The following is a 13,583-nucleotide window of genomic DNA, read 5'->3' as shown; positions in this document are numbered from 1 at the left end:
CTAGACGCGCCCGCCGAGCAAATGGCTCATGGCCATTTTCAGTTTCATCGGCCGCACCGGCTTGTGCATCAGGGTGTGGCCCAGCTCGCGCATCTGCAGCTTGAGTTCATTGCTGTAGTTGGCCGTGATCATCAGGGCCGGCAAGGGCGAGCTGCGCCGGGCATTGATCGCCGCCACCGCATCGACGCCGTTTTTGTCGTCGTCCAGATGGTAGTCGGCAATCAGCAGGTCGCCTTCGCCATGGAAGTTCTCCACCTGGCGCGCCAAGTCCTCCTCGGACAACGCCGTGACCACCTCGCAGCCCCAGCTTTCCAACAGCGTGCGCATGCCCGCGCAGATTGCGGCATCGTTATCCAGCACCCACACATTCGCACCTCGCAGGCGTTCGAGCAGCGGCTCGGCCATAGCCGGCTGGACCAGTGCCTTGGGCGCGCTCTGGGCCAAAGGCACCTCGATCGCAAACACCGAACCACGCCCGGGCCGGGAACGCACGCTGATGCGATGGCCGAGCATCCCGGCGATCTTGTCGACAATGGCCAGGCCCAGGCCCAGGCCACGGTCCTGGTTGGGCCGCTGGGTATCGCCGCGCTTGAACTCCTGGAAAATCTCCTCGAGCTTGTTTTCGGCAATGCCGATCCCGGTGTCCCAGACCTCGATGGACAGGCGCTGGCGCCGCCGCCGGCAGCCCAGCAGGATGCGCCCTTGGGGGGTATAGCGAATGGCATTGCTGAGCAGGTTGCGCAGGATGCGCGCCAGTAGCTGGATATCGCTGCGTACCAGCGCCGAACACGCGACAAAGTCCAGGGCCAGGCCTTCGCTGCCGGCGATCTGGCGGTATTCCACCGCGAGGTTTTCCAACAGCTCGCTCAGGGCAAACGGCGCGATATCGGGTTTGATCACCCCGGCATCAAGCTTGGAAATATCCACCAGGGTGCCCAGCAGGTTTTCCACGTCTTCCAGGGAGTTGCTGACGTTGCGCACCAATAGCGCATTGGCCACCGGCTCGCGACGTTCGAGCAGTGCGCTGGTAAACAGCCGGGCAGCGTTGAGCGGTTGCAGCAGGTCATGGCTGACCGCGGCGAGAAACTTGGTCTTCGACAGGTTGGCCTGCTCGGCTTCCAGCTTGGCCTCGCGCAGGCGCGATTCAACCCGGCTGCGCTCATCGATCTCGCGCAGCAACTGGCTGTTGAGGGTGGTCAGTTCGGCGGTGCGTTCGCGCACCCGCAACTCCAGGTTCTGGTAGGCCTGGTGCAGGGCTTCGGCGGTGCGCCGGCGCTCGGTGATATCGCGGATCAGCACGAAAATCCCCACCACCTCGCCATTGGCCAGGCGATTGGGTACATAGGAGCGCAACATATAGCGCTCCTGGCCGTTGATATTGGTTTCGGGGAATTCGAAGGTCACGCTTTCCCCCGACAACGCCCGCTCGACATAGGTTTCCAGGCGCCGGTAATGCTCCTCGCTGTGCACTTCGCGCAGGCTCTGGCCGAGCATCACGCCCCGTGGCCAGCAGTACCATTCCTCATAGACCTTGTTGGTGAATTCGTAGACCAGGTCGGCATTGAGGTAGGCGATCAGCGCCGGCACATGGTCGGTGATCAGGCGGATCCAGCGCTCGCTTTCGCTCAAGGCCTCGGCGTGCTGATAGCGCTCGGTGATGTCGGTGAAGGTATTGACGAAGCCGCCCATGGGCAGCGGGTGGGTGCGAATCTCCAGGACCCGGCCGTCATACAGGCGTTGTTCCAGCTCATGGATGATCCGCCCGTTGCGATCGCGAGTGCCCGGCGTCAGCAATTGCAGCTCGCTGTCACCGATCACTTCGGCAAAGGCCCGGTGCGCGGCAATCGGCGCCAGGCCGCTGAGTTCCAGGAAACGCCGGTTCCACAACTCCAGGGTGCCCTCGGCATTGACCATCGCCACGCCCTGGGACAGGTTGTCCACGGCCCGTTGCAGCAGGTGGGACTTCTGCGCCACCGCCTGTTCGCGACGCAGGGTTTCGCTGAGCTTGACCTCGGTCACATCGGTAAACAGGATCACCCGCCCGCCTTCACGGGTCGGCCGCTCGCTGACCTGGACCCAGCGGCCGTTCTGCAGGCGATAGAGCAAGTGTTCATCGGCCGGGTTGCGCGCTTCCTCGATAAACAGCCCGGTGCTGGCCATCAGGCGCTTGACCTCGGACAGGCGCATGCCGCCGATGATGCGGATCCGGCTATTGGCCCAGAAGGCCTTGAAGCGGCTGTTGAACAGCACGATGCGCTGGTCTTCGTCGAACAAGACAAAGGCATCGGAAATGCTCTCGATGGCGTCCACCAGATGCTGGTGCGCCGTCTCGGCGCGCAGGCGCGCATCGCTGAGCAGGTTGTTGCTGGCCTTGAGTTCGGCCATCGCCTGGTTCAGGGCATCGGTGCGTTCACGCACCTGCTCGGCCAGCACGACCGAATGCTGGAACGCGGCATAGGAGTCGTCACGCCGCGAGGCGCCGGACTCGACACGCTCGATCAGCGCGTCATTGATGCGCCGCAGCTTGTGGTTTTCCCGTTGCAGCCGGGCAACTTCCTCAGCGAGCGCCTGGCGTTCGAGGTCGTCCGATGGCAACGCCAGTGAAGGTCTGGTTGATATGCATGCCATTGAACTGTTCTCCGTAGGTGTTGAACCCAATCACCTGTTGTTCGCGCAGGTACGCACCTATCGGCTCGAGGCTGCCGTCAGCCTCCAGCTCCAAACGGCGCAAAAAGCAGTCGCAGCCGATGGTCAGCAGCGGCGCGCCGAGGCGCTCCTGCAAGCCGGTGAACAGGCTGTGCAGATTGGGCAGCAGTGGCCCGGGCTTCATCGCGGTCAGCACGATGCCGTTTTCCACCGCGCAGTAGAAACTCAGGCTCAGGTCATCGTGGACCTGCTGGATCGCCCGCACGTAGTACTGGCCGTTGATCCGGACCGCCAGCGGATGCGCGGCGAAAGTCTGGTGATCGAGTTCGGCCACCGGCACGCCGATAATCTGCGCGTACTCCTCGGCCGCCGGCTCGGCGTTGAGCTCGTAGACCCGGCGCAGCGTGCTGTCGGCCCGGGTGACCACCAGTTTTTCCTCACGCGGCTGGATGTGGTGGGTGGTAAACACCTCGAAATCCAGCCAGGTATTGACCAGCAGCACCACCGCCGCGCCGCTGTGGAAGGCGCCGCCGTAGTAGACGTGGGTGTGGGTCAGGTAGTTGTCATCGCCGGCCGAACCGCCGAAATGAGGGATATCGCCCAACGCGGCACTCAGGGCCGCCAGGACCATTTCCTCGCGGCTCGACAGGCCGTCGAGCAGGGTCAGCGCAAAGCTGTTGCCCTTGATCGGCGCCAGCGTATTGCTGCGGCAATCGCCAACCAGGCGCTCGACCATCTGCTGGGCGTCGATCAGGCTGAAGTGCTCCATCTCGTCGATCAACTCGGCCGCGATGGAGAAATGCCGATGATCGAAGCCCACCGCACTCACGCAACCGCGGCCATAGCCCAAGGGCGTGATTTCCCCGGCGCTGGTGCAGCCGACCAGGCGGATCCCGCCAAAGCTTTGCTGCAAGGCATCGCCCAGGGCGTGCAGATCGTATTCGGCGGAACAGAAAAACAGCACAAAGCCCAGGTGCGGATGCAGCAACTGTCGCGCCAGCTCCTGGGCCACGATCTGGGCGTCGGTGGCCTGCGACATCGCGGTCACCACCCCATCGGTCTGTGAGTGCTCCATGGCGCCTCCATGGGCGTACTGACTGAGGGTGAATTCTACGAACTGCCCGGCCCGGGCCGAATGCTACTTGCGGAGTAGGCCGTGGGGGTCCGACGGATGAGAGCCCTCCGGGTTTTCGGCGCTGACGATAAACTGAAACAGCCTCGGCCGATCCTGATAGATCGACTCCCGGCCCGTGCCTAGGCTGCCGGCTCGATTAACAGCCTGGCGAGACTTCATTATGAGCATGCCCATCCCCTGCTCCCAATTTACGGAGCACACTGTCGACCATAGCCTGGCGCCCCAAACCCTCCCCGCCCGTGCAATTTGCATAGAGAAGGATTTCGTCGACCACCAACTGGCCAAGCGTCGCGAACTCAGTCCGCCCTTGAATACTCCATGGGGGCCGCAACGCACGAGCGAGCAAAGTTTGATCTGTCCCGAGAGCCTGGCGCGCAATCTAGCAGAGCAATCTGGCGAACCGCACAAACGATGGAGCGAAATCCTGGCGGAGCAAATTAGCAGCCCGCCCTACACACAAGGCGAGAGCCAGGCAGAACAATCTAGCGAACCGCGCAAACGAGGGAGCGAAATCCTAGCGGAGCAAACTAGCAGCCCGCCCTACACACAAGGCGAGAGCCAGGCAGAGCAATCTAGCGAACCGCGCAAACGAGGGAGCGAAATCCTAGCGGAGCAAACTAGCAGCCCGTCCTACACACAAGGCGAGAGCCAGGCAGAGCAATCTAGCGAACCGCGCAAACGATGGAGCGAAATCCTGGCGGAGCAAATTAGCAGCCCGCCCTACACACAAGGCGAGAGCCAGGCAGAGCAATCTAGCGAACCGCGCAAACGAGGGAGCGAAATCCTAGCGGAGCAAACTAGCAGCCCGCCCTACACACAAGGCGAGAGCCAGGCAGAGCAATCTAGCGAACCGCGCAAACGTGGGAGCGAAATCCTAGCGGAGCAAACTAGCAGCCCGCCCTACACACAAGGCGAGAGCCAGGCAGAGCAAACTGGCGCGCGTAAACAACTACGCAGTAAAAAACTTCTAGTTAACGAGGGTCTGAAAGAAAAAATAAATCATTTTTGCCCCGACGATCATCTGCGCAAATCCTTATTCACACGTATCGACACGCTCAACAGAGACATCCTGAAAAATCACTCACAGCTCCAACAACAGGCCCAAAGCGAAGGCATCGAACTGGCGCCTCTGGACCGAACGCCAACGCTGGCCCAGGCCTTGGCCCGAATCCACCCCGTGCAGGGCCGCAAAGACCAGGCGCTCGATCGTTTTCTCGATGCCCTGCTGCGCATGACCAACGACATGCCCAGGCACTACGGTCCCGCCCGGCAAAATATGGCACTCCAGAGGCTGCTCAAAACCCAGGTCGAGGGCTTGAGCACCGTCCAGACGCAACGAGTGCTCAAGCATCTGCGCAACGGCCTCGCTGCCAGCGCTTCAGCCATCGCCGACGACGCCCGCCAGCGCCTGGCCCAAAGCAGCGGCACCGCACCCGAGCAACAACACCTGTCTGGCTTGGCACTGGCCGACCAGTTGGCGAACAGCTTGTTCAAGGCGCTGAACCACAAACTCAAGATCTCCATTACCGAGTCACGTCCCAGCAACACGCTGGCGAGCAAACCTTCGCGGCTCTCGGCCGAAGATAAGCAAGCCCTCGCACGCCTGGCAGCCGGACAGGCAGCACCCGCGGGCTAAAGCTGTCGATGGGAGCGGGCAGTCGCACGCCGGCTAAAACAGGCGCGGACTGCTCGCAACCATGACATCACGCCGCGCCCTCCAGGCAAAGAACCGGGAGCGCGCCCTGGCGAAAAACAGCGCAGTGTCGGCACCGAGTGCCGGCCTCGCCCCAACAACTCGATTGAAGGAACACCTGATGCGTATTACTGCTATGTCGACCAACGACATCTCCCCTGCTTTCACCCCGCCACACGTCCATCGCGGCACTCTGGGCGATTTGGCCGTGACCAAGGCCAAGACTTCAGACGACGTCAAGCATCTGGCGCACCGGCATGATGCGGCGCGTTCCTTCATGGGCAATAAATTCAATGAATGGGCCAGTCAACTGCCCGATGGCGCAGGAACATCGATAGAACTCTTGACCCGCTTCTTCGACACTGACTCCAACACCCGCAGTACCTCCACACAGGCCGCTGTTCCCCATCCATCCGCACGCCCGGTATCGATCCTGGCCCAGTCCGAGCTTTCTGCGGCCGGCCCGGCCCCCGGCAAGCGAACGGATATGAGCCTGCCTGAACTCCCGCGCCTTGGCGCGGGCAGCCCACTGCAGATCACCGACCTGCTGCTCGCCCTGTCATCCAAGAATGCCTCCATCGCCCAGTCCCTTCCGGCGTTGCTGTGCAGTTTGACCTGTTTTATCAAGGACACCGAGGAGCGCCTAGAAGAGTCCCAACGTCCGGGTGTTCACACCATGGCCAAGCAACTGGGCCTTTGCCTGGGCCATCTGGAGCAGGCGCAAGCCCGCAGTGTGCTGACGAAACTCGAAGGCGAGCTGGGGAGTAGCGCTCATTCGGTTATCCAGTTCGCCGGACACAGGGTCAGGTGCGAACGCAAATCGGCAACCCCGGCACTTGTACGCCTCAGCCAATGCGAATACCTGCTCAAAGGGCTAATGCAGGGCTTGCGTAACCATCTGCATGACGTCGGCGCGCGTACAAACCTGCAAACGCCCGTCGTGAAAGACTTTAACGAGCTCTCGCCCCTGGAGCGCACTGCGTACAGCGAGGCCCTGAGCGTTTAAGCAGTTCAAGACCACGCAAAAGGGGCAGTGCCGCTCCCACGGCACTGCCCCTCTGGGGTTCAACGCATTACCAGGTCAGTACGGCACCGACCGCAAAGGTCTTGGTGTCTTCGTTCTGGTCACTGGTGTCGTGGCCGTCGAGTTTGAAGATGTTGTACTCGGCCACCAGCTTGAGGTTGTCATTGATATCGTGGAACAGCGCAATGCCACGGGTGCTGTAGTCGGCACCGGTGCCGACCACGCCGTTGCCATCATCCTTGGTCTTGCCATAGGACAGCGCCAGACGGTTCTTGCCCAGTTTGTACGAGCCTTGCAACAGGTAGCCATCGCTGTCCACGTTGCGCAGCGAAGGTTCACCCGCGTTGTTGGTGTAGAACGGGTTGATACCCTTGGCCTGGAAGCCGGAGCCGGTCAGCGACAGGCCGCCCATCTTGGCTTGCACACCGTAGCCCAGGCCTTTGGAGGTCACGGTCTTGACGGTCGAATCGGTGTTTTCCGAAGTCTGGTAGCTGCCGTTCAGCCAGCTGTAGATCTTGGCGCCGCCCAGGTCGAACTGGTAGGTGACTTCACTCTCGGTCCGTGGGTTCTTCTGGTAGGCCTTGCCCAGCGCGCTGCTGTCATTGGTGTCGACGGGGTCCATGATGCCCACGGCGATCCGCAGGCCATCCATCACCGGCGTGCGGTAGGTGATCTGCGAGGTCGGGAACGGGTACGGGTAGCCGCTGCCGATGTTGCCGAACGATACGCCGCCACCATCCACCAGGCCCAGGGTGTCGCTGACCTGGCCATAGCCGGCGAGCAATTCGTCGAGCAGGATGTTGGAGCGGGCAAACAGACCGAAGTCCTTACCGATCAGCACTTCACCCCATTCCTTGTTGGCCACGGTGCCGTAGAACTGCCGCACGTCGATCGCGGTGTCAGTGCCGTTGGTTTCGCTGTCGTTGATGGTCACCCAGAACGAAGCGCGGCCGCCCAGTTTCAAGTCATCGACCTGCTTGGTCATGTTGAAACCCAGGTAGTTGGGCAGAAAGCCCATTTTTACCCGAGCCTGGCTGCGGTCAAACTGGTCGCCGGCACGGTCGACCTTGCTGTTGACGTAGAAGGCGTTGACGTAACCGTCGGTGGAGAACGTGGTGTCGTCCTTGTCATACAGCATGATCTCGGCCTGAGCCGTCGAACCCAGGCCAGCGACGGCCAGGCCCAGCAGCAGCGATGGCAGGAATCGGCTAGGGGCGTTGTTATTGTTGTGCATGGCGCTCTCCGCGGCAGAATGACGACTGATGCGCAGTCGTGGTGCCGTGAATTATCGAAAGCCCCGGGGCAGGACCCCATGCTGCATTGGCGGCAAAATGCCACTGCTTTGGCCCAGTCTTATCCACGCCGCAAATACGGCGTACGACCCCAAGCCCCACCGGACCACGCCCAAGGTCGTGGGACCGACCTCCTCCCAAGGTCCGGCTTGCCATGCATAAATGCACACTTGCCCTGCAGTTATTCGGGTTGCCAGGGGTAATTGTGCACACTAGGATCAACCCAGCCCTTTTCAAGAAAGCATCCATAAAGACAATAAAAGCAGGGAGTTACCGATGACCGCCGAGCGCTCACACGCCACCGCGCACGCTTACGAAGCCCCCCAAGACGACGTGTTGGTCGACGTTCGCAACCATATCGGCCACCTGACCCTCAACCGCCCTGCCGGCCTCAATGCCCTCAACCTGTCCATGGTGCGCCGCCTGCGCAGCCAACTCGATGCCTGGGCCGAAGACCCAGACATCCATGCCGTAGTCCTGCGCGGCGCTGGCGAGAAGGCCTTCTGCGCCGGCGGCGATATCCGCTCGCTGTACGACAGCTTCAAGACCGGTGGCAGCCTGCACCGCGACTTTTTTGTCGAGGAGTACGCCCTCGACCTGGTGCTCCATCACTACCGCAAGCCGGTCTTGGCGCTGATGGACGGTTTTGTCCTCGGCGGCGGCATGGGCCTGGTGCAGGGAGCCGACCTGCGCGTGGTCACCGAACGCAGCCGCCTGGCCATGCCGGAAACTGCCATCGGCTATTTCCCGGATGTAGGGGGCAGCTACTTCCTCTCGCGCGTACCCGGTGAGCTGGGCATCTACCTGGGCGTCAGCGGCGTGCAGATCGGCGCCGCCGACGCGCTTTACTGCGGGTTGGCTGACTGGTACCTGAGCAGTGACAAACTGACCCTGCTCGACCAGCGCCTCGATCAACTGAAATGGCAGGACACGGCGCTCAAGGACCTGCAGGGCCTGCTGGCCAGGCTCGCGGTGCAGACGCTGCCTGATCCGCCGCTCGATGCCCTGCGCCCGGCCATCGACCACTTCTTCGCCGCGGCCAACGTGCCGAGCATGGTCGAGCAACTGCGCCAGGTGACGGTCGCCGACAGTCACGAATGGGCGCTGCAAACCGCCGACCTGCTGGACAAGCGCTCGCCCCTGGGCATGGCCGTGACCCTGGAACTGCTGCGCCGTGGCCGTCACCTGAGCCTGGAACAGTGCTTTGCCCTGGAACTGCATCTGGATCGCCAGTGGTTCGAGCACGGCGACCTGATCGAGGGCGTGCGCGCCCTGCTGATCGACAAGGACAAGACCCCGCGCTGGAACCCAGCCACCTTGCAGGGCCTGGTGCCCGAGCAGGTCGAGCGTTTCTTCCGAGACTTTGACCCGAGCGGGAACTGAGCCATGCACGATATCGAGCTGAGCGAAGAGCAAGTGATGATCCGCGACATGGCCCGGGATTTTGCCCGCGGCGAAATCGCGCCCCATGCCCAAGCCTGGGAAAAGGCCGGCTGGATCGACGACGCCCTGGTGGCGAAGATGGGCGAGTTGGGCTTGCTGGGCATGGTGGTCCCCGAGGAATGGGGCGGCACCTATGTCGACTACGTGGCCTATGCCCTGGCCGTCGAAGAGATTTCCGCCGGCGATGGCGCCACCGGCGCGCTGATGAGCATCCACAATTCAGTGGGCTGCGGGCCGCTCCTCAAGTACGGCAGCCCCGAACAGCAGCAGACCTGGCTCGCCCGTCTGGCCAGCGGCCAGGCCATTGGCTGCTTTTGCCTGACCGAACCCCAGGCCGGTTCCGAGGCCCATAACCTGCGCACTCGCGCCGAGCTGCGCGACGGCCAGTGGGTCATCAACGGGGCCAAGCAGTTTGTCAGCAACGGCAAGCGCGCCAGCCTGGCGATTGTCTTTGCGGTCACCGACCCGGACCTGGGCAAAAAGGGGCTCTCGGCCTTTTTGGTGCCCACTGACACACCGGGTTTTACCGTCGACCGCATGGAGCACAAGATGGGCATCCGGGCCTCCGACACCTGTGCCGTCACGCTCAACCAGTGCACAGTGCCGGCCGAAAACCTGCTGGGTGAGCGTGGCAAAGGCCTGGCGATTGCCCTGTCTAATCTCGAGGGCGGACGCATCGGTATCGCCGCCCAGGCGCTGGGGATTGCCCGGGCCGCCTTTGACGCCGCCCTGGCCTACGCCCGCGAACGCGTGCAGTTCGACAAGCCGATTATCGAGCACCAGAGCATCGCCAATATGCTGGCCGATATGCACACCCGCATCAATGCGACGCGCTTGCTGATTCTGCATGCTGCGCGCCTGCGCAGCGCTGGGCAGCCGTGCTTGTCAGAAGCCTCCCAGGCCAAGCTGTTTGCTTCGGAGATGGCCGAGAAGGTCTGTTCCCAGGCGATGCAGATCCATGGCGGCTATGGCTACCTGGAGGACTACCCGGTGGAGCGCTATTACCGCGACGCGCGGATTACACAGATCTATGAGGGGTCAAGCGAGATTCAGCGGATGCTGATTGCCCGGGAGCTGAAGCATTACCTGATTTAAGCGCACCCGGCGGCTACCGATCCTGTAGCCGCTGCTGCCAGGCTGCGTAGCGTTCGTAAAATCCGGCTGCGCGCCACTGCGAGCGCTGCGCACTCGGGCGCAGCCTCGCGGCAGCCACAGCAGGTCTTAGCGGTGCTTGAACTGCGCCTCGCGCTTGCCGATAAACGCCGCCATCCCTTCTTTCTGATCCTGGGTGGCAAACGCGGCATGAAACACCCGGCGCTCGAAACGCACGCCTTCGTTCAGGTTCACTTCAAACGCGCGGTTCACGCTTTCCTTGACCATCATCACCATCGGCAGGGACTTGGCCGCGATCACCGCCGCGACTTTCAAGGCTTCTTCGAGTAGCTCATCGGCCGGCACGATACGCGCGACAATCCCCGAGCGCTCGGCTTCCACGGCATCGATCAGGCGCCCGCTCAGGCACATTTCCATGGCCTTGGCCTTGCCCACCGCGCGGGTCAGGCGCTGGGTGCCGCCCATGCCCGGCAAGACGCCGAGGTTGATTTCCGGCTGGCCAAACTTGGCGTTGTCGCCGGCCAGGATAAAGTCGCACATCAGCGCCAGCTCGCAACCGCCGCCCAGGGCAAAGCCGGACACCGCGGCAATGATCGGCTTGCGGCGATTGGCCACGCGATCGCTGTCGCTGAACAGGTCGTCGAGGTAGATCTGCGGGTAGGTCAGCTCAGCCATTTCCTTGATATCGGCGCCGGCGGCAAAGGCTTTCTTCGATCCTGTGAGGACGATGCACCCGATGGCACTGTCAGCTTCCAGCACATCCAGGGCCTGGTTCAATTCGCCGATCAACTGGGCATTGAGGGCGTTGAGCGCCTGGGGCCGGTTCAGGGTAATCAGCCCGACCCGGCCGTGGATTTCCAACAGAATCGTTTCATAACTCATCGCTAACTCCTCGATCAAAGATTGCGCGAAATAACCATGCGCTGAATATCGCTGGTGCCTTCATAGATCTGGCAGACCCGCACATCGCGGTAGATCCGCTCCAGCGGAAAGTCGCTCAAATAGCCATAGCCGCCCAGGGTTTGCAAGGCCGACGAACAGACTTTCTCGGCCATCTCCGAAGCAAACAGCTTGGCCATCGAGGCTTCCACCAGCGCCGGCTTGCCGCTGTCACGCAGCGCCGCAGCGTAGTGCACCATCTGCCGCGCCACGGCAATCTGCGTGGCCATATCCGCCAAGCGAAAGGCCACCGCCTGGTGCTCGATCAGTGCCTTGCCAAAGCTTTCACGCTCGCGGGCATAGTCGCGTGCCGCCTCGAAGGCCGCCCGGGCCATGCCCACCGACTGCGCGGCAATGCCGATGCGCCCGCCCTCCAGGTTGGCCAGGGCAATGCGATAGCCCTCACCCTCCTCGCCCAGTCGATTGGCCACCGGCACCCGCACGTCTTCGAACAGGATCTGGCAGGTATCGGAGGCATGCTGGCCGAGCTTGTCTTCGACCCGGGCGACCTGGTAGCCCGCCGAGTCGGTGGGCACGATAAAGGCGCTGATCCCGCGCTTGCCGGCCGCCGGATCGGTCACGGCAAACACAATCACCACCCCGGCGTTCTGCCCGGAGGTGATGAACTGCTTACAGCCGTTGAGCACATAATGCTCGCCATCCAGCCGGGCGCGGGTCTTCAGGCCGCTGGCATCGGAGCCGGCCTGGGGTTCGGTCAGGGCAAAGGCACCGAGCATTTCGCCGCTGGCCAGGGCAGGCAAAAAGCGCGCTTTCTGTTGGTCATTGCCGAACTTGAGGATCGGCACGCAGCCCACGGAGTTGTGCACGCTCATGATGGTCGAGCAGGCACCATCGCCGGCGGCGATTTCCTCCAGGGCCATGGCATACGCCAGGTAGCCGGTATCGCAACCGCCCCACTGCTCCGGCACCAGCATGCCGAAAAAGCCCAGCGCGGCCATTTCACCCAGGGCCTCGCGGGGAAAACGGTGCTCGCGGTCCCATTCGGCCGCGAACGGCTTGAGGCGTTCCTGGGCAAAGTCGCGGGCGGCCTGGCTGATCTGGTGTTGTTCATCTGTCGGGAGCATGACGATTCCTTAGTAAAGACATTCGACGGCCATGGCCGTGGCTTCGCCGCCGCCAATGCAAATGGCCGCAACCCCGCGCTTGAGACCCTGCTGGCGCAAGGCCGAGAGCAGGGTCACCAGGATCCGCGCACCGGAAGCACCGATGGGATGGCCCAGGGCGCAAGCGCCGCCATGGACGTTGACCTTGGCATGGGGAATATCCAGCTTGGCCATGGCGACCAGGCTGACCACGGCAAAGGCTTCGTTGATTTCGAACAAATCGACCTCGCCCAGTTGCCAGCCGGTCTTGGCCAGCAACCGCTGGATCGCCCCCACCGGCGCCACCGGGAACAACCCCGGCGTGTCGGCAAAGGCCGCGTGCCCATGGATCACCGCCAGCGGTGTGAGACCACGTTTCTCCGCCTGGGAGCGGCGCATCAGCACCAGCGCGGCAGCACCGTCGGAGATCGAACTGGCGTTGGCGGCCGTCACCGTGCCGCCTTCGCGGAACGCCGGCTTCAGGCTGGCGATCTTGTCCAGCCGGGCCTTGGGCGGCTGTTCGTCATCGAGGACCTGGCGTTGCTCCTTGCCCACGGTCACCGTGAGCGGGACGATCTCGGCGCGGAAACGCCCGTCGGCAATCGCCTGCTGGGCGCGCGTCAGCGAGGCCACGGCAAAGGCATCCTGGGCTTCACGGCTAAACCCATTGGCCTCGGCGCAGTCCTCGGCAAAGGTGCCCATCAGGCGGCCTTTGTCGTAGGCGTCTTCCAGGCCATCGAGAAACATATGGTCGAGCACCCGGCCATGGCCCATGCGGTAACCGCTGCGGGCACGGTCAAGCAGGTACGGGGCGTTGGACATGCTCTCCATGCCGCCAGCGACAATCACCTCGGCGCTGCCGGCCAGCAGACGGTCGTGGGCGATGATGGTGGCCTCCATACCCGAGCCGCACATCTTGTTCAACGTGGTGCAGCGGGTGCCCTTGTCCAGGCCGGCGCCCAGGGCCGCCTGCCGGGCCGGCGCCTGGCCGAGGCCGGCCGGCAGTACGCAACCGAACAGCACTTCTTCTACCGCATCGCTGGCCAACGCCGCGCGTTCGACCGCCGCGCGAATCGCCGCGGCGCCCAGCTGGGGCGCGGTGAGGCTGCGCAGGTCACCCTGAAAACCGCCCATGGGGGTGCGCACGGCACTGACAATAACGATGGGATCGTGGGCTAGGGTCATCTTCGGGTCC

10 protein-coding genes are annotated in these 13,583 nt (G+C 63.0%); 4 read left to right on the top strand and 6 right to left on the bottom strand.

Features of this window, described 5'->3' with window-relative positions:
• Together nahK and nosP are read right to left on the bottom strand one after the other, a co-directional pair.
• On the bottom strand, positions 1 to 2,628 hold the full coding sequence (nahK, locus tag NPS46_RS17605) for a hybrid sensor histidine kinase/response regulator NahK/ErcS' (RefSeq protein ID WP_274109327.1): 2,628 nt from the start codon (positions 2,626 to 2,628) through the stop codon (positions 1 to 3).
• On the bottom strand, positions 2,558 to 3,721 hold the full coding sequence (gene nosP, locus NPS46_RS17600; protein ID WP_274109325.1) for a nitric oxide-sensing protein NosP: 1,164 nt from the start codon (positions 3,719 to 3,721) through the stop codon (positions 2,558 to 2,560). Before nosP ends, nahK begins: the two co-directional genes overlap by 71 nt.
• 220 nt (positions 3,722 to 3,941) lie before the next feature.
• On the opposite strand from nosP, the gene NPS46_RS17595 reads away from it, so the two are divergent.
• Positions 3,942 to 5,417 (top strand): hypothetical protein, encoded by a 1,476-nt coding sequence (locus tag NPS46_RS17595; RefSeq protein ID WP_274109323.1) that lies wholly within the window; start codon positions 3,942 to 3,944, stop codon positions 5,415 to 5,417.
• A gap of 178 nt (positions 5,418 to 5,595) precedes the next feature.
• Positions 5,596 to 6,480, top strand: coding sequence for a hypothetical protein (locus NPS46_RS17590; RefSeq protein WP_274109321.1), 885 nt, complete (start codon positions 5,596 to 5,598; stop codon positions 6,478 to 6,480).
• A gap of 67 nt (positions 6,481 to 6,547) precedes the next feature.
• Here NPS46_RS17590 and NPS46_RS17585 read toward each other — a convergent pair whose 3' ends face one another.
• On the bottom strand, positions 6,548 to 7,732 hold the full coding sequence (locus tag NPS46_RS17585) for a porin (RefSeq protein ID WP_274109319.1): 1,185 nt from the start codon (positions 7,730 to 7,732) through the stop codon (positions 6,548 to 6,550).
• A 334-nt stretch (positions 7,733 to 8,066) separates the two neighbouring features.
• On the opposite strand from NPS46_RS17585, the gene NPS46_RS17580 reads away from it, so the two are divergent.
• On the top strand, positions 8,067 to 9,173 hold the full coding sequence (locus tag NPS46_RS17580) for an enoyl-CoA hydratase/isomerase family protein (protein WP_274109317.1): 1,107 nt from the start codon (positions 8,067 to 8,069) through the stop codon (positions 9,171 to 9,173).
• A 3-nt stretch (positions 9,174 to 9,176) separates the two neighbouring features.
• Positions 9,177 to 10,328, top strand: a complete 1,152-nt coding sequence (locus tag NPS46_RS17575) for an acyl-CoA dehydrogenase family protein (protein ID WP_274109315.1) — start codon at positions 9,177 to 9,179, stop codon at positions 10,326 to 10,328.
• A gap of 126 nt (positions 10,329 to 10,454) precedes the next feature.
• Here NPS46_RS17575 and NPS46_RS17570 read toward each other — a convergent pair whose 3' ends face one another.
• Genes NPS46_RS17570 through NPS46_RS17560 form a run of 3 tightly spaced genes read right to left on the bottom strand, consistent with a single transcriptional unit; the run spans position 10,455 to position 13,573 of the window.
• Complete coding sequence (locus tag NPS46_RS17570; protein WP_274109313.1) at positions 10,455 to 11,228, bottom strand: enoyl-CoA hydratase; 774 nt, start codon at positions 11,226 to 11,228, stop codon at positions 10,455 to 10,457.
• A 14-nt stretch (positions 11,229 to 11,242) separates the two neighbouring features.
• Positions 11,243 to 12,370 carry an acyl-CoA dehydrogenase gene (locus tag NPS46_RS17565; protein WP_274109311.1) on the bottom strand — a complete coding sequence of 376 codons (1,128 nt, stop codon included), beginning with the start codon at positions 12,368 to 12,370 and terminating at the stop codon, positions 11,243 to 11,245.
• A gap of 9 nt (positions 12,371 to 12,379) precedes the next feature.
• Positions 12,380 to 13,573 (bottom strand): acetyl-CoA C-acyltransferase, encoded by a 1,194-nt coding sequence (locus tag NPS46_RS17560; protein WP_274109309.1) that lies wholly within the window; start codon positions 13,571 to 13,573, stop codon positions 12,380 to 12,382.
• Positions 13,574 to 13,583 lie beyond the last annotated feature (10 nt).

The sequence above is a fragment of the Pseudomonas putida genome, assembly GCF_028682395.1.
GTDB classification, from domain to species: domain Bacteria; phylum Pseudomonadota; class Gammaproteobacteria; order Pseudomonadales; family Pseudomonadaceae; genus Aquipseudomonas; species Aquipseudomonas putida_AB.
Note: the sequence above shows the minus strand (reverse complement) of the source record. Positions and strands in the feature narration are given on the sequence as shown.